The following is a 21,798-nucleotide window of genomic DNA, read 5'->3' on the forward strand; positions in this document are numbered from 1 at the left end:
CAAGGCTATTTGACGTGCCGCCCGCCGTTGACGGTCAGGGTCGTGCCGGTGACATAGGGGTTGTCCAGCAGATAACGCAGGCTCTGGTAGATCACTTCGCTGCCAGGTTCGATACCCAGCGCGGACTTGGCCAGGGCCTTGGCGCGGTAAGCCGCGTCGTCTTCGGGGTTGAACAGTAGCAGGGCTGGGGCGATGCCGTTGACCTTGACCGCGGGGGCGAACTTCGCCGCGAACGACAGGGTCAGGCTTTCCAGGCCGGCCTTGGTGGCGCAATAGGCGATATGCCGGGCGCTGCCCTTGCGAGTCACGTCATCGCTGATGTGCACGATATCCGCGGGCGTTGAACGCCGCAGCAGTTCGGCGCCATGCAGGTTGATCAGGTAAGGCGCGAGCATGTGCACGCCGAACATGGCGCTGAAGGCCGTCGCTTCGTTGCCAGGCGCCTCGGTCATCCAGGCCGAGGCGTTGTGCACGATGGCCCGCAGTTGGTCGGTGTGCTGCTTGAGTTGTTCGATAAAGGCAAGAATCCCCGTTTCGCTGGCGAAGTCGGCGAACAGCACGATCGCACCCAAGTCGCGCAACGCCTGCACGCCGGGGCGTTCGGTGCGATAGGTCGCGATCACCGGGTGCCCGTCCTCCAGCAAGCGTCGGGCGCAGTGCAGGCCGACGCGCTGGGCTGCACCAGTGATCAGGATAGGAGCGGTGGCGCTGGACATGGGACGGCTCGGTTCACGGTAGGAGCAAAACTATAACAGCGACGCAAGATTGCGGCAGGCGAATCTGTGGCAGTGGCGAGCCGATGAGTTTGCGAAGAGGGGGTGTCAGCGGACATCAGCGTTAACAGATACACCGCCTTCGCGAGCAAGCCCGCTCCCACAGAGGACCACCGTCGAGCACAAATGCTGTGTATGACACAATCTACTGTGGGAGCGGGCTTGCTCGCGAAGGCGGTATCCGGTTAAACCACTGAAGTCACTGATTCTGTGTGAAAGGCTTGGTCGGCAATGCCCGCTGCGGCGCGCCGTTGAGCCAGTTCGCCAGCAAATGGGTCGACATCGGGATAAACAGGTAAACCATCAGCGGTGTCAGGATGAGTGTGCTGATCAGCACGCGGTTCAGCAATCCCAGTTCGCCCAGCAGCGGCCCCAACAGGAAGTTGAACAACAGCGATACGGGAAAGAACGCGAGCCAGATGGCCACGGCCTGTTTCCAGCGAGGCGGACGCTGGCCGACCGCGCCGAACCAGCCATCGATGCCACGCACACGGTGTTCGGATGGATGGGCGAACAGATCACTGCCCCGTCCCAGCCAGGTCGTGCGTGAGGCGGAGTGTTCCCAGGCATGCAGGGTCTGTTCGTCGGCAAACCGGAAGATGATCTGGAATTCATCGTCCTGGGGCGGTGGCGCGAGCACGCCGGAACCCAGGTAGCCGGGAAAGTCGGTGGCCAGTTGTTCGCCTTCGCGCAACCAGGCAATCAAATCTTCATAGCGCCCGTTGGCGACGCGGCGGGCCACCATCAGGGTGACGGGTGAGGTAGACATTATGTATCTCCGTAAGACAGGCGCAGTACTCCGGGTAGGAGATTCGCGGGAGACGCCCCGGGATGGTGGGTAGCGTCTGGTCGCCATAAAACACGCAAGGATTATTCCAAATTGCGCACAAAACAACAAAATCGCACATAAAGTGCGTTTTGTTCTTGTCATCGACCGTCTCGGGAGGAGTAAACTGGGATCCAAATTGCCAGTCGGATTGCCTGCCAACATGAGCGTGATCACCGAAGATAGCTTTGTCTTCCAGGCATCGGGTGCCTTGAGGCGGGAAGAGCTGTTTCCCATTCGCGAAGTTGCGCGCATGACCGGCGTGAATCCCGTTACCCTGCGCGCATGGGAGCGGCGCTACGGTTTAATCCAACCCACTCGCACCGAAAGCGGGCATCGCCTGTACTCTTTGAGTGATATCGAAAAGGTGCGCGGCATCCTGGCGTGGATAGACCGCGGGGTAGCCGTAAGCAAAGTGGGAAAGATTCTGGCGAAGACCGAGTCGGTGCAACCGGTCTCCACGCTTATTTCATCGGATCTGGTCAAGGCCGATTACGCCCAGTGGCAGCAACAGGTGATGGCTGCGGTCGCCAACTTTGACGATGTGGAACTCGACCACGTTTATGGGCAAATTTTTTCCACCTACAGCGTGCCGGTCATCTTCCAGGACATCCTGATGCCGCTTTGGCGACAAATGCTGTGTCGCCAGCCGGAGTTCGGGCAAATCAGTGAGTGGGTATTTTTCGATGGGTTCCTGCGTTCGCGCATCATCCAGCGGCTTTTGCTCAAGCGCGAAAGTGGAGTGCCACGTGTCTTGGTCTGTGCCATCGCCGGCCAATGCCGTGAACTGGAGTTGCTGGTCACGGCGCTATTCCTGTCCAAGGCGGACGTGGGCGTCAGGGTGCTGTCGATCGGCTTGCCATTCAACGAGCTGACCTTGGTGTGCCAGAAGGTCAAGCCGCTGGCATTGGTGCTGGTTTCCAATCATGCGCCGGTCCCGGAATTGCCCAAGCGCCTGGAAAAATTGGCGATGAGCCTGGATTGTCCGTTGATGTTGGCCGGTGATGCATCCGACCTGGCGCAGGAAAGCCTGGCGGGCTCGTCAGTCGCTTGCCTGGGTAACGAAGGAACGGTGATGCGCCAGCGCCTGCGTCAATTTCTGGCAGGCAACCTCGACACCTGAGTGACTAGAGATGCATGGTGGGATGGGTGAGGCGATGTTGCTGCAGGATGTACTGGCGCAGGCGTTCGGTCTCGTCCTGGTCGTTCTGGTTCAAGTGATAGGCCAACAAACCTCGATCGGTTTCCCGTTCGAAGGAACCACGCAATGAAATCCTCTCGTAGCCTGACGGGCTGAACCACAAGGCAAATTGCTTGGGTGGCTTGGTGCGGCTGCGGTTTTCCAGCAATACGCCCTTGCAGGACACTTCATGGACCCAGAGCGGTCCCGACTGGCCCTTGATATTCTCCAGCGCCACCGGCTCGTCGAGCACCAGGCGCCACGGGCGGATCTTCGGTCCGTCCTCGTAGATGCTTGGCACACCCAGGCGCAGGTGCATCGCATGGAATTCATCTTCCACCAGGTGCAGCGGAAAGGTCATTTGCTGGTTTTCGAAATTGGCTTGCAGCGTCACCTGCTCATTCGCTGCCAGGCGCGTCAGCAAGTCACGGATCTGCGACCCACCGTTGACCAGCAAGCTCGACGTGACATCCCGCTCATTCAACTGCGGGTTGTGTTGCATGGTCCGGATGAAATCCAGTTCATCCTGCGTGAGAAGGGCATCGCGCTGCATGGTCGGCTCGAAATGATAATTTACATATTCACTGGTGATTGTAGTGACTGACCATTAATTCGGGGTTTTGTTTGCACCGTTCGTCGCTTCTAGCCGTGCAATCGTTTCCCGGGCTTCGGCCAGCTCCTTTTCCAGCTGGATGACGCGTTGTTGAGCCTTGACCTCAGTCGTGACGTTTTTTTGCACACCAATGAAATAGGTGTGCCCGTCAGCCGAATTTTTCACCGTGGACAGTGACAATTCATTCCAGAACGGCGTGCCGTCCTTGCGGTAGTTGCGCAACACCTCGCGACAGGTACCTCCCTCTCTCAAGGCCTTGCGAATGGGCTCCAGGGAAGGTTGGTCCCGATCACCCGACTGCAGGAAGCGGCAATCCTGATAGAGGATTTCGTCGCGGTGATAGCCGGTCAATCGTTCGAAGGCTGGGTTCACGTAGATCAGGATGTTGTCTTCGCCTTCTTTTTCAGCGATGACAATCCCGTCGTTCGAAGCATCGATGACCAGTTGCATCAGTTGAGCGTTGATCATTGGAAAGCGCCCTTTGAACATTCCTTGATGCAACATTTTAAAAGAAATCGACAGGCTGTCCACTGGCCATCAATGCCGTTGAGAGCCATTCGCAGCCCGGCAGGTGCAGCTGTTACTATCCCGGCTCTTTTTTCAGGTTCAGGATCAGATCGATGAAAGTCGCCATTCTTTCCGGCTCAGTGTATGGCACCGCCGAAGAAGTCGCCCGGCACGCCGCCAAACTGCTTCGCGACGCGGGCTTCGACGCCTGGCACGACCCTCGCGCGACGTTGACGGATGTGCAGGCGTTCGCGCCAGAGGCCTTGCTGGCGGTGACGTCCACGACCGGCATGGGTGAGTTGCCAGACAGTTTGATGCCGTTGTATTCGATCATCCGCGACCAATTGCCAGGGTCCTTTCGCGGCTTGCCTGGCGCGGTGATCGGCCTGGGTGACGCCAGCTATGGGGACACCTTCTGCGCCGGCGGCGAGCAGATGGGCGAGTTGTTCGCCGAACTGGGCGTGCGCGAGGTGTTGCCGATGCTGCGCCTGGATGCCAGCGAAAGCGTCACCCCGGAAACTGATGCCGAGCCGTGGCTTGCCGAATTGATCGAAAAGTTGCGCCCCTGAAGCGAATCCGGTGACTCGTTTGGCCAGTAAGCTGGCTGCCAATGCAACTACCGCCTCTGAAAGACCTGACTAGACTGATTTTCTTGCGTAAGACGTTTTGATGACGAGACGCCTATAACTAGAAACCAGAGGTCAGAGCCGTGAGCGTAGCGCCCGTCCAAACGACACTCAGTATCAAGGAACAGGTCAGTGCCGCCGAATGGCAGACCCGGGTGGACCTTGCCGCCTGTTATCGGCTTGTCGCGCTGCATGGCTGGGATGACCTGATCTTCACCCATATCTCCGCGAAGGTCCCCGGCACCGAGGATTTCCTGATCAACCCCTTCGGGTTGATGTTCCATGAAGTCACCGCTTCGAGCCTGGTCAAGGTCGACCAGGCTGGCAACAAGTTGATGGACAGCCCCTACGACATCAACCCGGCCGGCTACACCATCCACAGCGCGGTGCATGAGGTGCGCCATGATGTCGCCTGTGTGTTGCACACCCACACCGCCGCCGGCGTTGCGGTATCGGCCCAGAAGCAAGGAGTGTTGCCGATCAGCCAGCAAGCGCTGTTCGTGCTGTCGAGCCTGGCCTATCACGCCTACGAAGGGGTGGCCTTGAATCACGAAGAAAAGGCGCGCCTGCAGGCCGACCTGGGCGAAAGCAATTTCCTGATGCTGCACAACCATGGCTTGCTGACATGCGGCGGCACCATCGCCGATACCTTCCTGATGATGTTCACCTTTCAACGGGCCTGTGACATCCAGGTCCTGGCCCAGAACGGCGGGGCCGAATTGATCGCCATCGAGCCGCAGATTCTGGCCGGCGCCCGAGCGATGATCGCCGGCGTGACCAAAAGCGCCCAGGGCATGGGCGGTGCGTTGGCCTGGCCGGCGTTGCTGCGCAAGCTCGATCAACACGATACCGGGTATAGAAGCTGATGCCCCTGGCCCAGATCCCCCTGCGTATCTGGCGCCAGCGCAGCCAGATCTTCCTGTTCCGTGGCCATGCCATCCGTTATTGGGTGGCGGGGCAGGGCGAGCCGCTGCTGTTGATCCACGGTTTTCCCACCGCCAGTTGGGATTGGCATTACCTGTGGCAACCCTTGGCGCAACGCTACCGGGTGATCGCATGTGACATGCTCGGTTTCGGCGACTCGGCCAAGCCGACGGATCACGTCTATAGCCTGCTGGAGCAGGCCGATCTGCAACAGGCCTTGCTGGCGCACCTGAGTGTGAAGGGCGCGGTGCATCTGCTGGCCCACGATTACGGCGACAGCGTGGCCCAGGAGTTGCTCGCGCGGCACTACGACGCGCGCATCCACCTCGCCAGTTGTGTCTTTCTCAATGGCGGTCTGTTCCCTGAAACCCACCGTCCGGTATGGGCCCAGAAAGTTCTGCTAAGTCCCCTGGGCTGGCTCTTGGGGCGAATGTTCTGCCGGGAAAGCCTGGCCAGCAGCTTTCGGCAGATTTTCGGGCCCTCGACCGGCCCTACCGAAAGCGAACTGGATGACTTCTGGAGCCTGGTGGAGGCCCATCGCGGTCCGCGGATCATGCACAAACTCATCGCCTATATTCCCGAGCGCCGTGTGCAGCGTGATCGCTGGGTGCAGGCGATGCAACGCGGCGAAGTGCCGTTGCGGGTGATCGATGGCGCGGTTGATCCGATTTCCGGTGAGCACATGGTGGCGCGCTACGAGGCCCTGATCCCCAACCCGGACACGGTGTTGCTGCCCGACATCGGCCACTATCCGCACACCGAGGCCCCGGTGCAGGTGCTCAAGCATTACCTGGCGTTTCGCGAAGCCATCGCCGTGCCGCACAGGCAAATGGCCTGTTCCTGACGACTTGACATTGTAGGAGCAAGCCCGCTCCCACAGTAGATCGAGGTTGAATACAGAATTTGTGGGCGACAAAAGTCCCGTGTGGGAGCGGGCTTGCTCGCGAAGGCGTCAGCACATTCAACATCCATTCTGACTGGAAAACCGCTTTCGCGAGCAAGCCCGCTCCCACAGTCGATCGAGGTTGCATACAGAATTTGTGGGCGACAAAAGTCCCGTGTGGGAGCGAGCCTGCTCGCGAAGGCGTCAGCACATCCAACATCTTCCCGACTGAAAGACCGCTATCGCGAGCAAGCCCGCTCCCACAGTCGATCGAGGTTGCATACAGAATTTGTGAGCGACAAAAGTCCCCTGTGGGAGCGAGCCTGCTCGCGAAGGCGTCAGCACATCCAACATCTGTCCTGACTGAAACACCGCTTTCGCGAGCAGGCTCGCTCCCACAGGGCTTGGGCCCGCATCATCCCCCCGCCTTATCGGCCACCATTCACTGGCAACCGTGTTGATTGTGACCGGTCGACAGGTGCCCGACACTCGTGCCCATTGTCCTATTCGCCTGCTGGAGTTCTGCCATGAGTGAGTCTGTGCGCTTCGAAGATAAAGTCGTGATCGTCACGGGAGCCGGCGGTGGCCTGGGACGCGCCCACGCGCTGCTATTCGCCAGACAAGGCGCGAAAGTGCTGGTCAACGACCTGGGCGGCTCGGCTCAAGGGGAAGGGGCCAATGCCTCGGCAGCGGACCGGGTGGTTGCCGAAATTCGTGACGCGGGCGGCATCGCCGAGGCCAACCATGACTCGGTAACCGACGGCGACAAGCTGGTCCAAAATGCGCTCGACGCGTTCGGTCGTGTCGATGTAGTGGTCAACAATGCCGGGATCCTGCGGGACAAGACGTTTCACAAAATGGACGACGCCGACTGGGACCTGGTCTACCGCGTCCACGTCGAGGGCGCCTACAAGGTGACCCGGGCCGCTTGGCCGCACCTGCGTGAGCAAAACTACGGGCGGGTGATCTTCACCGCATCCACCTCCGGCATCTACGGCAACTTCGGCCAATCCAACTACGGCATGGCCAAGCTTGGCCTCTATGGCTTGACCCGAACCCTGGCCATCGAAGGCCGCAAGAACAACATCCTGGTCAATGCCATCGCCCCCACCGGCGGCACCCGCATGACCGAAGGCCTGATCCCGCCGCAGGTGTTCGAGCAACTCAAGCCTGAACTCGTCAGCCCGCTGGTGGTTTACCTGGCCAGCGAGACTTGCCAGGAAACCTCCGGCCTGTTCGAAGTGGGCGGCGGCTGGATGGGCAAGGTGCGCTGGGAACGCAGCCTGGGCGCTGGCTTCGATCCACGCAAAGGCTTTTCCCCTGAAGACGTCGCCGCCCATTGGCAGCAGATCTGCGATTTCCAGGATGCGGTACACCCGAATGACAACCTGGAAGCCTTGAAGGAAATGATGGCGAATCTGCAACGGCACGCCATTTAACAGTTATAGCCCGCGCCGGTTGCTGTCAGCACAGTAACCGGTTCAGGGAAAATACTTCTTCACCAGGGCCGCCAGGTTCGCGGCGGTCTCGACGTCCATCACACCGTCATACTTGGCCGGGCGAAAGTGCAACTGAAATGCTCTTACCAGGCGCTGGAAACCTGCACCCGTCGTGGCCGCCGAAGTGTCATAGCCATATTTCTTGAATAGGCCGAGCAACTGTTCGCGAGGGGGGACTCCGTTGGCTTGGTAAGCCTGCAAGAAAGTCTTTTGGGTGGTGTCATCGAACCAGGCACCGATGCCCTTGAGATACAACGCATGCCAGGGGAACATCGGCCCCGGATCACTCTTTCGCCCGGCGGCGATATCCGAATGCGCCACCACATTGACCGGGCTGATGTCCGGGTAGCGCTTGAGAATGTCCAGTGCCAGGTATTTGATGGCCTCGATCTGCTGGGCCTTGTAGGGCGGAAAAGTTAATTGGCCTTGGTTATCGGTGGCCAGGTTGACAATTTCCACGCCGATCGAGCTGTCGTTCAGGTTGCTGCGATTTCCCCAGCTGCTCACACCTGCATGCCAGGCCCGCTGGTTCTCCTCCACCAGGTTGAAAATCTGCGGTTCCTTGAAACCTGCTTTCAAATAGGTGGGGTCGGTGAAGTCGGGAATCAGATAATGGGCGCTGACGGAAGGGCCGGTCAATGCATTGACGGACGATGCGAAGTTGCCGGCGGTGTAATGGAAAACTAAAAAACGAACGCGGCTGTTATAGCCTTTTGTTGAACGATAGCTGGTGTTGTTTATTTGCATTGTCGATTACTCACTGGGAAATAAATCGGAGCGAAATGCTGCGATTACTTTCAGCGTAACAGTGGTTTTTTTATGTGCGCGTAGTTGGATTCTGGCTTTGTTGTAGGAACGGGCGCTTAGAGGCTAAGGATTTTTTAATGGCGACAAAAAGCCCTTTTGCTGCGGACTAGCGGCAGCAAAAGGGCGTTAATTTATACAGGGTCAGGGTTGCTTGAAGCCTGGTTTACCGTTGGCTGCACGCCAGTTTTTTATCTCGTCGACTATCGCCTCAGAGCTTTCCTTGCCAGGCTCTGGATAAAATAGTAGATCTGATCCTGCGGGGTGCTCTGAGATACGCTTGAAATCCAAGACGGCGTTGTTATGTGCTTTTTCAGAAGGAAAGTCACCTTCTGAAATTTTTAGTACGAAGGCGAGAAATTCTTCTTCAGTTATTTCGATTATCGATTTCTTCATTGCTTGTGCTCTCTATGAATTTCAATATGTCTTTTAGGGGTGGCGAGAGTGATATTGTCAATGTCGTAAACTCCACCATTTAAAGAGATGTATTGTTTGTGGTGAAGCTCATATTTGGTTCGTGCGCCAATCTGTTCAGTCTCCTTGGTATAGGCAGAACGACCTTTTTTCATTTCTACTAAATTACGTGAATTAAATTGTTGCGAGAGTATAGGATCGCCAGCGACGGCCTTCCAAAAAGCCTCCCGAAACTTCCTGAAATTCCTAAATTCCTTCCCCCTCAACTGATCCGCAATCTGCGACGGAATGGGTGATCCTTCACCTTGCGATGCTGCGTCCATCCACCCACCTGAAACCGGAGCTCCCGTCCCCAGCGCAACCCCAGGGTCTTCCCGTCGATCCCTGAACATGACGTACAGAGGCGGCAGGCCTGAGTCGATTGGGAAAACGAAAACATAATCATCGAAGCTGTCTGCGGTTATTTCGGGGAATGGATCGATCCTTCCCTCTATGGGCGTTACCGATGCGCCTGTATAAACAGGCGGGGCGGGCGGCTCGGCGGGAAGGGTCGTGGAACTGTTGCCGGGTTGAACGACCGGCGTCCACGTCAAGGTTCTGGGTGGGGTTTCTTCAGTTGTAGCGGTGTAGAGATTTTGTTGAGCGCTATAGGTAACCGGAACCACTTTGACTTTCGACGAATGGGTTATGCCGTCAGTGTTGATCACGAGGATTTCGGATTGACCATCCACGGTCGCTTGAGAAGTGAGGCGTACCGGTAAGTCAACGAATCCGTCGGCCGCTGCGATTGCATGAAAGTCGTGGTGTTGGATCGGTGCGAGTTCTGAGAGTGGCGTGCTGAACGCATATCGCTCGGGTAATTCACCGTTCGCCAGCTTGGGTGAATAGAGCAGCGCCGCAAAACCCGCCAAGGTCGGCACAGCCACTGCGGTGAGCGACTCGATAGCCATGGCGACTGCGGCTCGTAGCGCGGCCTGGATTGCCAAGGTCGCTTCCGAACTTATGGCCAGGCTACTGCCGACAAGCGTGAACACCGGACCGGCTGCGGCTGCCGCGCCAGGTATCGGATAGGCGCGTCCCGCCAGGACTTGTTCCAGTACTTGTGCCTGGGCTACGCGTAGGATCTCGGCTTCGGCTGCCTGGCGTGCCTCTTCCGCGGAAGCCCATTCAGAAGAATTGTTAAAGACGGTATAGATGGGCGGAATACCCGACTCAACCGGGAACACCGTGACGAACCCACTACCAAAATCGTAATCCTCCAGATCCGGATTCTTCTCGACCCCTCCGGTTATGGCCCAGGGGGTCCCGCCCTCATAAAGGTCGATCTTCGGCACGATCGATGGCAGTGTCGTGGATGCATCCGTCTCTTTTACGATAGGCGTCCAGGTCATCAAGGTGGATGAGCCATCTGGGCTGTAGGATTTGTAGACGTTGCTGTGAGGGTCGAGTGTTGCAAGCCTGACCGGCACGCTGGAGGGCACCGATGTTCCGTCGGCACTCGCGACGACGAACATCATTTCGTCGTCGGCGGTCATGGAACCCAGCACCACCGGGAGATTGACCTCTCCTTTCGATGTTGCGACTGCCAGCAAATCATCGGTGTTGGCTGGAGCTAGTTCTGACAGCGGAACACTCAGGGCGTAGCGTTCTTCGTTGCCCAGCTCCGACGGGTCAATCAGTGACGCGAACCATGCAACAGTGGGTGATGCCATTGCGGTAACTGTTTTTAGGGTCGCCGAAACCGCGGTGCGCAACTCATCCGTGATGCCCGAGGCGGTCACCCGGTTGGGAGCGAAGGTCCCGCCTGCGATTGTAAATACTGGGCCGGCGGCTGCCGCGGCGCCCGATACAGGAAATGTACGGGTAGCCCGGGCTGGTTGACGTGCCTTTTGAACTTCTGCCTGACGCCTCGCTTCCTCCGCCTCAAGTTCCTCAGCAGCGGCCCACCTTTCGGCCTCCCATAAGGCCATGGCGGCATCGTGGGCTTGTTTAGCAGCTACTGTTGCGGCAATCCGCGCAATCCGTGCTCGTTCTTCAGCAGCGCGTTTAGCCTCGGCTTCGGCGGCCTTGCGCGCCTGTTCCTGAGCCACGCGTTTGGCTTCAACTTGAGCCTTTGCCCGAGCCTCAGCGGCTTTTTTTGCGTTTGCCTGGGCAATGGCTTTGTTGTGTGCGGTTAAGCGAGCATCCAATAGCTTGATCTGCTCAGCCAGGAATTTTGCCTCGTACGCCGCAGCATAAGAGACATTCCACTTGGAAATTGCTTTGTAGTAAGCCCTTTGTCCTCCGCGACGGCCAACGAGCTCGAACCCCTTACGACGAGCGTCTTTAAACTTGTGAGTCAGTGGATCATGACCATAATAAAGATTGGCTATCGCTATATGTTCTTGATGATCTTTTCTCGCTTTGAACAGTTGTAGCTTGAGTGTTCGTAATTCAATTTCGGCCGCATCGGTTCCACGCGGGACCACCGCAGCAACGGCTGCTCTTGTTTTTGCGAGTTCGGCGTTGGTTATATGGGTGATATTTTTGATATTTTCTTTGAAGAGCTCTTCGGTGGATGTGTTACTTTCATCCAGCCAATCAATGGCATAATCAACGGCATCGTATGCACGATCGGAGTGGTCTGGGCCTGATACGCCTCTTGCGCTAAATCCATAACCATTAGATGACGAAGGCGTGCGGGGTATGCCTCTATTCACAAGGATATTTTTTTCTTGCTGCATATCGAGTTCCTTTCGAATCGAATCTGAATAGCCATGCCGTGACTCAATACGTGCAGTCGTTCATGGCTATTTCCTTGGTCGCCCATCCTGCGCGACCAAGGAAACTATAAATTCGAACTCCACATGCAGGCAGGTGAGCCTTTCCGACAACACTGTAGGAAAAAAGAAGTTTTAACTCGGAAATAGCCGCACATAAAAAAGGCCGCTGTAAAAACAGCGGCCTAAGCGTGACGTTGCAAAGGAGCTACAAACCAACGTCGATAAGCACGGGATGATGGACCGATGCGCCAATCCATCCGAATGACGGTGCGCCAGGCGTGAGGGGTGCCGTGGCGACTTGCGTTTGCAGGCCCGTTGCCCTGCAAGCCCGGCCAGCATAGGGATCGAGCCCGGTGGGAAACAGCCCGGATCCGGACATGCACCGTTGCAGGGCGCGTAACAGTCGTCGGCGAGGCAGGGGTATCCGCGGCGCTGATAACCCATCATCCAATCCATCCATGCACGCCTCAAAGGCCCGATGTGCAAGGGCTGTCATCCTTTGGAGGTACAGCGTGAATACCTCCTTGGTGCGCTTATCGCCCAGGGCATCCGGCAGTAGGGTGAAGGCTCTGTCACTCACCGGGGAAGACGCATGACAACAATAACAATGCGCGCCATCTTCAAGCCGCAGGCGCTGGCCGTCGCGGTGGCCTTGGGTTGCTGTGCCCAGGCGCAGGCCGTTTCATTCAACATTGGCGAGATCGAGGGTCAGTTCGATTCGTCGCTGTCCGTGGGCGCGAGCTGGGGCATGCGCGATGCCGACAAGGACCTGGTCGGTACGGTCAATGGTGGTACGGGCCAATCCTCCACCGGCGATGATGGACGGCTGAATTTCAAGAAGGGCGAGACCTTCTCCAAAATCTTCAAGGGCCTGCACGACCTCGAGCTCAAGTACGGCGATACCGGTGTGTTCGTGCGCGGCAAGTACTGGTACGACTTCGAGCTCAAGGATGAAGGCCGCGAGTTCAAGGACATCAGCGACAGCAATCGCAAGGAGGGCGCCAAGTCCTCGGGGGCGCAGATTCTTGATGCCTTCGTCTACCACAACTATTCCATCGCCGATTTGCCAGGCACTGTTCGCGCCGGCAAGCAGGTGGTCAGTTGGGGGGAAAGTACTTTCATCGGCAACTCCATCAACAGCATCAACCCGGTGGACGTGTCCGCGTTCCGTCGCCCCGGTGCGGAGATCAAGGAAGGCCTGATTCCGGTGAACATGCTGTTCGCCTCCCAAGGCCTGACCGACAAGCTCACCATCGAAGGGTTCTACCAGTTGGAGTGGGACCAGACCGTGGTGGATAACTGCGGTACGTTCTTCGGCAACGACGTGGTGGCTGACGGTTGCACCAGTGGCTACACCGTAGGCAGCCCGGCGATTGCGCCGTTCGTGCCCTTGACCCAGGCATTCGGCGAGGAGATCCAGGTGTCCAGCGAAGGGGTGATCATTCCCCGTGGCGGCGATCGTGACGCCCGCGACTCCGGCCAGTGGGGCACGGCGTTGCGCTGGCTTGGCGATGACACCGAGTACGGCCTGTACTTCATGAATTACCACAGCCGTACGCCTACTGTCGGGACCACCACGGCGGGGCTCTCGACGCTGGCGGCGTTGCCGGGCATGGTCGCGATTGCCAACGGGCTGGCCCCCGGCAGCGGCGCGGGCCTGGCGCAGAGCGTGATGCTGGGGCGCGGTGGGTACTATCTTGAATACCCGGAAGACATCCGCCTCTACGGCGCCAGTTTCTCCACGACGCTGCCCACCGGCACCGCTTGGACCGGGGAAGTCAGCTACCGTCCCAACGCGCCGGTGCAGGTCAATACCAACGACCTGACCCTGGCCCTGGTCAACCCGATTGCCGGTGGCGCCGCATCGCCCATCGCCACCTCGCCTGGCGCCGACAACACCGGTTACCGCCGCAAGGAAATCACCCAGGTCCAGAGCACCCTGACGCATTTCTTCGATCAGGTATTGGGCGCTGACCGCCTGACCTTGGTCGGCGAAGCGGCGGTGGTGCATGTCGGTGGCCTGGAGTCCAAGGACACGCTGCGTTATGGCCGGGATTCGGTCTATGGCCAATACGGCTTCCAGGGCGACACCGACGGTTTCGTCACTTCGACGTCCTGGGGTTATCGCGCCCGGGCGATTCTCGATTACTCCAACGTGATCGGCGGGGTGAACTTCAAGCCCAACCTGTCCTGGTCCCACGACGTGGCGGGCTATGGCCCCAATGGTTTGTTCAACGAAGGCGCCAAGGCCATCAGTGTTGGTGTCGATGCCGATTACCGCAACACCTACACCGCCAGCTTGAGCTACACCGACTTTTTTGGCGGCGATTACAACGTTCTCGAAGACCGCGATTTCCTCGCGCTGAGCTTCGGCGTGAACTTCTGATCTGGCTGACAAGGAAAACCCAATGCGCAAGATGATCCTGCAATGCGGTGCCCTGGCCTTGAGCCTGCTGGCCGTGAACGTGATGGCGGCGGTGTCGCCGGAGGAAGCGAACAAACTGGGCACCAGCCTTACGCCGTTGGGCGCGGAAAAAGCCGGCAATGCCGATGGCTCGATTCCGGCCTGGACTGGCGGCATCCCGAAAAACGCCGGGGCGGTGGACAGCAAGGGCTTTCTGGCCGACCCGTTCGCCAATGAAAAACCACTGTTCACCATCACCGCCGCGACCGTGGACAAGTACAAGGACAAACTCTCCGAAGGGCAGGTCGCGATGTTCAAGCGCTACCCGGAGACTTACAAGATCCCGGTCTACCCGACCCATCGCAGTGTCGGCCTGCCGCCGGAAATCTACGAGTCGGCCAAGCGCAGCGCCCTCAATGTAACGTCCATCAACGACGGTAACGGCTTGTCGAATTTTACCGGCAACCGCTACTACGCCTTCCCGATTCCCAAGAACGGCGTGGAAGTGCTGTGGAACCACGTTACCCGTTATCACGGTGGCAACCTGCGCCGGGTCATCACCCAGGTCACGCCGCAGACCAATGGCAGCTTCACGCCGATCCGCTTCGAAGAAGAAATCGCCGTGCCGTTCCTGATCAAGGACGCCGACCCGGAAAAGGCCAGCAACGTGCTGACCTATTTCAAGCAATCGGTCACCGCTCCGGCGCGCCTGGCCGGTAACGTGTTGCTGGTGCATGAGACCCTCGACCAAGTGAAGGAGCCGCGCCTGGCATGGATCTACAACGCCGGCCAGCGCCGTGTGCGTCGCGCCCCGCAAGTGGCCTACGACGGCCCGGGTACCGCCGCCGACGGGTTGCGTACCTCCGACAACTTCGACCTGTTTTCCGGGGCGCCGGACCGCTACGACTGGAAGCTGATCGGCAAGAAGGAAATGTACATTCCATACAACAGCTACAAACTCGATTCGCCGAGCCTCAAGTACGACGATGTGGTCAAGGCCGGTCACATCAACCAAGACCTGACCCGCTACGAGCTGCACCGGGTCTGGGAAGTGGTGGGGACGGTCAAGCCCAGCGAGCGGCACATTTATGCCAAGCGCCACATGTACATCGACGAGGACAGCTGGCAGGCGGCGCTGGTGGATCACTATGACGGTCGCGGCCAACTGTGGCGGGTGGCCGAAGGTCATGCCCAGTTCTATTACGACCATCAGAACCCGGGCTACACCCTTGAAGCGCTCTACGACATCATCGCCGGCCGCTACATCGCGCTGGGGATGAAGAACGAAGAGAAGCACAGTTACGAGTACGGCTTCGAGGCCAGGGCGGCCGACTACACGCCGGCGGCGTTGCGTTCGACCGGGGTTCGGTAAGTCCTTTCCTGAGTGATGAGGGCTCGTGGCGAGGGAGCTTGCTCCCGCTGGGGCGCGCAGCGGCCCTGGAAACCAGGCGGCTCGATGTATCAGGTGCATCGAGTGGTCCTTTTTGAGGCTGCTGCGCAGCCTAGCGGGAGCAAGCTCCCTCGCCACGGAACCGAGTCTGATTTGATCCAGACATGACGACCGGCAGCGCCCCTGCCGGTCGTTTTTTTATGGGCGCCAATCAGCGCGCTGAATACTTCTCCAAAGGTCGGCGACACAGGTCTAGGGTGGTGAGATAACAATAAACAGGATCGCCCACATGACCGCCATGACCCCGTGTCCGGACCGTCCAGGATTGCTGCCTCGCCTGTCCTCGACGCATGTGCCGCGGCGGTCCCTGAGCGAGCCGCTGCTGATTTCCGAAGCGCGGGTAAAGCTGCTCTGCGCGCCGGCGGGCAGTGGCAAGAGTGCGTTATTTGCCGAGTGTTTTTTGCAGGCTCCCAGTGACTGCCGGCTGCATTGGTTGCCCCTGGGGGGCGCGGCGTTGAGCACGGTGCAAATGTGCGAGTGCCTGGCACAGACCCTCGGGTTGCCGATGCTGGACGAAGCGGGGCTGTTGGCTCATCTGGCCCGTTTGCAAACGCCCACCTGGTTGTTCCTGGACGACTATTGCCGGGTACCGAATCCCGAACTGGACCAGTTGCTCGACCGTCTGTTGAATACCAGCAGTCCGGCGTTGCACCTTTGGCTCAACGGTCGCCGTCGTCCCCATTGCAACTGGCCGCGGCTGCTGCTCGACGACGAGCTGCATGAGCTTGACCCGCAGGCGCTGTTTTTCACCCCTGACGATGTCGAGCCCCTGCTTCGTCATCTGCCCGGTCCCCAGGCTGCCCGCACGGCCCGCGAGGTGATCCAGCGCAGTGGCGGCTGGTGTGCCGGGGTGCGCATCAGCTTGCTTGAGCGCTGCGAATGGGCACGCAGTCATGTGGCGCCGGGACGGCCGCGAACCTTGGTCGACTACTTGGAGTACGAGCTGTTCAGCACGCTGACCCCGGAACTGGCAGAGGCCTGGCGGGTGCTGGCGCATCTGCCGCGCTTCAATGCCCGGCTGTGCGAGCACCTGTTCGGCGACACGGTGGGCGCGCAATGCCTGCCGTTGTTGCTGGAGCTGGGTTGTTTCATCGAACCGTGGGAGCAGACCTCGGATTGGTTGCAGATCTTCCCGGCCCTGGCCCGGTTGGTGCGTGAAGAACCCTGGTCCCAGGGCCGCTCCTGGCATCGACGGGCCTGCCAATGGTTTGCGGCCGAGCAGGACTGGCAAATGGCATTCGAGCAAGCGATGTTGGCCGAGGAGTTCGAGACCGCCGTCAGTTTCTTGCAGCATTTGAGCTTCGAGCACGTCTTGCAGCGCCGCAACGTGGTGCTGTTGCTGAGCTTGCACGATCAACAAGGCGACGCGCTGACCCTCGGTACGCCGCAATCGGTGGGGCTGGTCACCGCTGCGCTGTTGTTCGCCGGGCGCTTCGACCAGGCGTCAATGTGCATCGAACAACTGGCCAGATTTATGCCGCAGCCTTCGGCCTGTCGGCAGCGACAGGTGCTGGCCAGGTGGCAGGTCTTGCAGGGCTGGTTGCTGCACCTCTCGGGCGATGGCGAACCGGCGCGCGAGCATTTTCTCCAGGCCCAGGCCAGCCTGGACACGGAGGCCTGGTCCCAACGGGTGCTGTGCCTGGGTGGGCTGACGCAGCAGGCGTTGCTGGCTGGCGATCTGGCCTCGGCGCAATGGATCAACCGCCAGGCGTTGTGCCTGGCGCGTGCACAGGGTTCGCTGGTCTTCGAGGGCTTGCTGGAGCTGGATCACGCCCAGGTTCTGGAGCAACGCGGCGCACCGCATCGGGCCGATCATTTGCTGGCCGCCGTCCAGGCGCTGCTGGATAAACCGGGCCAGGATTTTTCTCCGTTGTTGGGGCGTATTGCCTTGCGGCGCGGGCGCCTGGCGCTGCGCATGGGCTTTGAGGAACTGGCCGCCGAGCACTTTCAAACCGGCCTGGAAACGGGCCTGCTCAGCCAGGACAAACAGGTGCTCTATGGCTTTCTCGGCAAGGCCTGCCTGGCGGCCAACCAAGGCGACTATGGCGAGGCCTTCATGCATTTGCGTGATGCCGAGCGGACCATGCAGCAGCGGCACATCCCCGACACCGTTTACCGCGGCGTGTTGCTGCAAACCAGCTGCCAGTTCTGGTTGCAGCAGGGACGGGCGGAACTGGCCCATGAAGCGCTGACCCGCGTCTTGCGGCATTTTCGTGGACCGCAGGCCAAGCACGCGCCACCCGCGACCCTGGAGTTGATCGCGCGACTTGAATACCTGCTGGTGCTCGCCGAGGTCTACTTGCAACGGGCGCAGGAACCACAGGTGCGCCTGCAGGCCATGATCGCCCAGGCACAGCACGGTGAAATGCACAGCCTGGAAACCGAACTGCACCTGGTGCTGACAGAGGTCGTCTGGTTGTCCGGCGATCGTGCCCAGGCCCGTTCACTTTTGCAGGAAGGTCTCAAGGGAGTTACTTGCTGGCGGGCCCAGCAAGCCTTATGCGAGCTGCGCTTGCGCCAGCCCGAGCTGTTGCGCTGGGGCCAATCGGCAGAACAGGTCGAGTCGCCTGCCACCGTCGAGGACACCTTGCTCAGTCATCGCGAACTGGAGGTCCTGGAGCTGATTGCCCAAGGTCATTCAAACCAACAGATAGCCGAACAGTTGTTCATATCACTGCATACGGTGAAAACCCATGCGCGACGAATCCACAGCAAGTTGGGCGTACAACGGCGTACGCAAGCGGTGGCGAAAGCCAAGGTCATGGGGGTGATGGGTTAGGGCGATGAATGCTTGAAACTTCACGCACGCTTACACTTACTTTTTTACAGTCGGCTATTAGCCTGTGTATAACGGCGTGACTGAAGTTCAGCGATAAGTTGCGACTTCAGTTGAACCGAGATGCCGTGCTGTTGCATTCAACCGCACCATCAATAACGGCTCGAACAGGAAGTTCGAGGCCATGAAATGACAAGGACGTCTAATATGAATACCCCGTTGTTCTCTTCCCACTCCGAAAGACTGATCGCCCTGAAGAACACCCGCGTGGATTTTGCCGTGCAGGTGCTGTTGGGTCATTACCTGGAGCCACTGGGCATCAACCCATTCACTGCCTACGTGAATACATTGAAGGACTTCCCAAGTCCTGAAGTGGGAAGCTCCCGAACATTGTTCGACGAAACCCTGGCCTGCGTTGAAAAGCAACACCTGCCCACTTATACGCAAGGCGCCAGCAATCTATTCAGCAAACGTTATTCCTTTGCCGCTGAAGACCAGCTCAAGACATTGGACTTGATAGCATTTGAAAAAATCGTCATAGACATTGTTGCAAGTTTGACTCAACAGCCGGCAATCGAGCTGTCCCTGCGTCCCCTCAGGCCCTTGATCGCCGAGGACGTGCATGGCGCATTGAAAGTCCACGCGCCGGGTATCAACGCTGGTGGCGTATACGTGACTAACTTCATTGAGGATGACACCGGCCAGCGCCTGGTGTCGTCTTCCGAGGGGTTGGTCGAGTACCTGCTGGGCCATTTCCAGAATGATGTGATTCCTTATCACTCGGAGGGCAACCACCAGGGTATCTATACCGTTCGCTTCAGCGGGGAAGACAGCCATGTCCATCCGCAATTGATCACTACGCACCTCAATGATCTAGTGATCAGGATTGTCCCGGATTTCCTCGACTGATCCTGGCGCCGCCTCATACCCCATCCGCCAACTCACGGCCCGGGTCGCCGCCAACAATCGTTGCGCCGCCGGGCCGTTTTCGTCGGCGTGGAACAACGAGGTCGGGCCAACGATGGTCATCACCGCCTTCACCTCGCCGACGGCATTGAAGACCGGGGCGGACAAGGCGTCCACGCCCGGCATCAGCAAGCCATGCACATGGTGCAGGCCGCGGCTGCGGATCTGCTCGCACAAGGTGGCATAGGCGCGGTCGTCGGCCAGGGCGTGCTGCTCGGTGCCTTGCACTTCCTGCTCGCGCAGGCCGATGGTCTCGCGCGCCGGCAGATAAGCACTGAACACCAGCCCGGTGGACGAACTGAGCAACGGCAAGACCGAGCCCAGTTGCGTCACCACGGTCACGGCTCGCACGGCGGGTTCGATGCGCACCACGGTCGCGCCATGGTTGCCCCACACGGCGAGGAAGCAGGTTTCGTTCAAGTCGTCGCGCAACTCGGCCAGGGGCAGGGCGGCCACTTGCAGCACGTCCATGCCATTCAGCGCTGCCAGGCCCACACGCAGGGCTTCACGGCCCAGGCCGTAGTGGTTGGTGGCGGCGTTCTGCTCGGCAAACCCGCTGGCGATTAACGCCTGCAAGTAGCGATGGACCTTGCTCGCCGGCATTTGCACATGTTCGGCCAGGCGCGACAGCGACGTGGAGGGGGAGAGTTCGGCCAGGGCCTTGAGAATGTCGGTGCCGACTTCGGCCGAGCGAACTTTCTGTTTACCGTTGCTGAGCGGGATTTCCATGGAGGCGCAGGGTCCAGAGGCGAATGGGCTAATGCCTGTCAGTTAAGTGGATAGCACGGGCAAACACATAAACCGTGGCGAGGGCGCTTGCTCCCGCTGGGCCGGTCCGACGCCTCGGGGGTAGCAGCCCCAAAAACAGGGCCGCTTCGCGACCCAGCGGGAGCAAGCTCCCTCGCCACAGGGTTACTGTCGGGTTTTATTTCGCTTAACTGATCGGCATTGGGGCGAATGGGCGTCTTTATAGCTTGACGGTGGTTACTGAGCAAATTACGTTATGCGTAATTGAATTACGATAAAAATAACCCGGTGCGCCTCAACCCCTCCGTTGAGTGACGGGCCGCATCCCCAGGAGGCTCCATGAACCTCGATTCCACCGCGTCGGACCTGGTTTATCAGTCAGGCTTGGGCAACGAATTTGCCAGCGAAGCCTTGCCCGGCGCCTTGCCCGTCGGCCAGAACTCCCCGCAGAAAGCCCCGTACGGTCTCTATGCCGAGTTGTTTTCTGGCACGGCGTTCACCATGGCCCGCAGCGAGGCGCGGCGCACCTGGATGTATCGCATCCGACCGTCGGCCAACCATCCGGCCTTCACCAAGCTCGAACGGCAAGTGGCGGGAGGCCCATTGGGCGACGTCACCCCCAATCGCCTGCGCTGGAACCCGCTGGATATTCCCGACGAGCCCACCGACTTCATCGACGGGCTGGTGCGCATGGCGGCCAATGCCGGCGCGGATAAACCGGCGGGCGTCAGCCTTTATCACTACCGGGCCAACCGCTCCATGGAACGGGTGTTTTTCAATGCCGACGGTGAGTGGCTGATCGTGCCGCAACTGGGGCGGCTGCGGATCGCTACGGAGCTGGGCGTGCTGGAACTGGCACCGCTGGAAATCGCCGTGCTGCCCCGGGGCCTGAAGTTTCGCGTTGAACTGCTCGACCCCCAGGCCCGTGGCTACCTCGCCGAAAATCATGGTGCGCCGTTGCGTCTGCCGGACCTTGGGCCCATCGGCAGCAATGGCCTGGCGAACCCGCGGGACTTCCTGACGCCGGTCGCCCATTACGAGAACCTCGCGCAACCGACAACCTTGGTGCAGAAATTCCTCGGTGAGTTGTGGGTGTGCGAGCTGGATCACTCGCCCCTCGATGTGGTGGCCTGGCACGGCAACAACGTGCCGTACAAATATGACCTGCGCCGATTCAACACCATTGGCACGGTCAGTTTCGATCACCCTGACCCGTCGATTTTCACCGTGCTGACCTCGCCCACGAGTGTCCACGGCCTGGCCAACCTCGATTTCGTGATCTTCCCGCCACGCTGGATGGTGGCGGAAAACACCTTCCGTCCACCGTGGTTCCACCGCAACCTGATGAACGAATTCATGGGCCTGATCCAGGGCGCCTACGACGCCAAGGCCGAAGGTTTCCTGCCGGGCGGTGCGTCCCTGCACAGTTGCATGAGCGCCCATGGCCCGGACGGCGAAACCTGTACCAAGGCGATCAACGCTGATCTTCGGCCAGCGAAAATCGACAACACCATGGCGTTCATGTTCGAGACCAGCCAAGTGCTGCGCCCAAGTCGTTTCGCCCTGGACTGCCCGCAACTGCAAACCGACTACGATGCTTGTTGGGCCTCGCTGCCTGTCACGTTCGACCCGACCCGGAGATAA

Annotated in this window: 18 protein-coding genes; 10 read left to right on the forward strand and 8 right to left on the reverse strand. The window is 59.4% G+C overall.

Features of this window, described 5'->3' with window-relative positions; all coding sequences use genetic code 11:
* Positions 1 to 5 precede the first annotated feature (5 nt).
* Entirely contained in the window at positions 6 to 716 is a 711-nt protein-coding gene (gene folM, locus HU715_RS17500) for a dihydromonapterin reductase (protein ID WP_186705050.1), read from the reverse strand.
* A gap of 256 nt (positions 717 to 972) precedes the next feature.
* Positions 973 to 1,542, reverse strand: a complete 570-nt coding sequence (locus HU715_RS17505; RefSeq protein ID WP_186705051.1) for an antibiotic biosynthesis monooxygenase — start codon at positions 1,540 to 1,542, stop codon at positions 973 to 975.
* 220 nt (positions 1,543 to 1,762) lie between these two features.
* Here HU715_RS17505 and HU715_RS17510 point away from each other — a divergent pair, with 220 nt between their 5' ends.
* Positions 1,763 to 2,722, forward strand: a complete 960-nt coding sequence (locus tag HU715_RS17510) for a MerR family transcriptional regulator (protein ID WP_186705052.1) — start codon at positions 1,763 to 1,765, stop codon at positions 2,720 to 2,722.
* Positions 2,723 to 2,726: 4 nt separating this feature from the next.
* Here the strand turns inward: HU715_RS17510 and HU715_RS17515 are convergent, their stop codons facing one another.
* A complete protein-coding gene (locus HU715_RS17515) occupies positions 2,727 to 3,332 on the reverse strand; it encodes a hypothetical protein (RefSeq protein WP_186705053.1) in 606 nt (201 codons plus the stop codon).
* A gap of 54 nt (positions 3,333 to 3,386) precedes the next feature.
* Positions 3,387 to 3,860: a PAS domain-containing protein gene (locus HU715_RS17520; RefSeq protein WP_186705194.1), complete on the reverse strand. Its 474-nt coding sequence runs from the start codon at positions 3,858 to 3,860 to the stop codon at positions 3,387 to 3,389.
* 152 nt (positions 3,861 to 4,012) lie between these two features.
* On the opposite strand from HU715_RS17520, the gene HU715_RS17525 reads away from it, so the two are divergent.
* From HU715_RS17525 to HU715_RS17540, 4 genes are all read left to right on the forward strand, one after another.
* Positions 4,013 to 4,468 carry a flavodoxin gene (locus HU715_RS17525; protein WP_186705054.1) on the forward strand — a complete coding sequence of 152 codons (456 nt, stop codon included), beginning with the start codon at positions 4,013 to 4,015 and terminating at the stop codon, positions 4,466 to 4,468.
* A gap of 140 nt (positions 4,469 to 4,608) precedes the next feature.
* A complete protein-coding gene (locus tag HU715_RS17530) occupies positions 4,609 to 5,391 on the forward strand; it encodes a class II aldolase/adducin family protein (protein WP_186705055.1) in 783 nt (260 codons plus the stop codon).
* On the forward strand, positions 5,391 to 6,293 hold the full coding sequence (locus tag HU715_RS17535; RefSeq protein ID WP_186705056.1) for an alpha/beta fold hydrolase: 903 nt from the start codon (positions 5,391 to 5,393) through the stop codon (positions 6,291 to 6,293). Before HU715_RS17530 ends, HU715_RS17535 begins: the two co-directional genes overlap by 1 nt.
* A gap of 566 nt (positions 6,294 to 6,859) precedes the next feature.
* Positions 6,860 to 7,771 carry an SDR family oxidoreductase gene (locus tag HU715_RS17540; RefSeq protein WP_186705057.1) on the forward strand — a complete coding sequence of 304 codons (912 nt, stop codon included), beginning with the start codon at positions 6,860 to 6,862 and terminating at the stop codon, positions 7,769 to 7,771.
* 42 nt (positions 7,772 to 7,813) lie between these two features.
* On the opposite strand, the gene HU715_RS17545 is transcribed toward HU715_RS17540, so the two are convergent.
* From HU715_RS17545 to HU715_RS17555, 3 genes are all read right to left on the reverse strand, one after another.
* Positions 7,814 to 8,578 (reverse strand): N-acetylmuramoyl-L-alanine amidase, encoded by a 765-nt coding sequence (locus HU715_RS17545; RefSeq protein ID WP_186705058.1) that lies wholly within the window; start codon positions 8,576 to 8,578, stop codon positions 7,814 to 7,816.
* Positions 8,579 to 8,779: 201 nt separating this feature from the next.
* Entirely contained in the window at positions 8,780 to 9,031 is a 252-nt protein-coding gene (locus tag HU715_RS17550; protein ID WP_186705059.1) for a bacteriocin immunity protein, read from the reverse strand.
* The gene (locus tag HU715_RS17555; protein ID WP_186705060.1) at positions 9,028 to 11,772 is read right to left on the reverse strand and encodes an S-type pyocin domain-containing protein; all 2,745 of its coding nucleotides are present in this window, start codon (positions 11,770 to 11,772) and stop codon (positions 9,028 to 9,030) included. Before HU715_RS17555 ends, HU715_RS17550 begins: the two co-directional genes overlap by 4 nt.
* 631 nt (positions 11,773 to 12,403) lie before the next feature.
* Here HU715_RS17555 and HU715_RS17560 point away from each other — a divergent pair.
* The 4 genes from HU715_RS17560 (at position 12,404) to HU715_RS17575 (ending at position 19,350) form a co-directional block, all read left to right on the forward strand.
* A complete protein-coding gene (locus HU715_RS17560) occupies positions 12,404 to 14,197 on the forward strand; it encodes a DUF1302 domain-containing protein (RefSeq protein ID WP_186705061.1) in 1,794 nt (597 codons plus the stop codon).
* Between the two features lie 22 nt (positions 14,198 to 14,219).
* The gene (locus HU715_RS17565; RefSeq protein ID WP_186705062.1) at positions 14,220 to 15,587 is read left to right on the forward strand and encodes a DUF1329 domain-containing protein; all 1,368 of its coding nucleotides are present in this window, start codon (positions 14,220 to 14,222) and stop codon (positions 15,585 to 15,587) included.
* Positions 15,588 to 15,894: 307 nt separating this feature from the next.
* Entirely contained in the window at positions 15,895 to 18,444 is a 2,550-nt protein-coding gene (locus HU715_RS17570; protein WP_186705063.1) for a helix-turn-helix transcriptional regulator, read from the forward strand.
* Positions 18,445 to 18,648: 204 nt separating this feature from the next.
* Positions 18,649 to 19,350 carry a hypothetical protein gene (locus tag HU715_RS17575; RefSeq protein ID WP_186705064.1) on the forward strand — a complete coding sequence of 234 codons (702 nt, stop codon included), beginning with the start codon at positions 18,649 to 18,651 and terminating at the stop codon, positions 19,348 to 19,350.
* Here the strand turns inward: HU715_RS17575 and HU715_RS17580 are convergent.
* Positions 19,315 to 20,136: an IclR family transcriptional regulator gene (locus HU715_RS17580; RefSeq protein ID WP_186705065.1), complete on the reverse strand. Its 822-nt coding sequence runs from the start codon at positions 20,134 to 20,136 to the stop codon at positions 19,315 to 19,317. The genes HU715_RS17575 and HU715_RS17580 overlap by 36 nt on opposite strands.
* A gap of 357 nt (positions 20,137 to 20,493) precedes the next feature.
* Here HU715_RS17580 and hmgA point away from each other — a divergent pair, with 357 nt between their 5' ends.
* Positions 20,494 to 21,798, forward strand: coding sequence for a homogentisate 1,2-dioxygenase (gene hmgA, locus HU715_RS17585; protein WP_186705066.1), 1,305 nt, complete (start codon positions 20,494 to 20,496; stop codon positions 21,796 to 21,798).

The sequence above is a fragment of the Pseudomonas zanjanensis genome (genome assembly GCF_014268745.2).
In the GTDB taxonomy this organism is placed as follows: domain Bacteria; phylum Pseudomonadota; class Gammaproteobacteria; order Pseudomonadales; family Pseudomonadaceae; genus Aquipseudomonas; species Aquipseudomonas zanjanensis.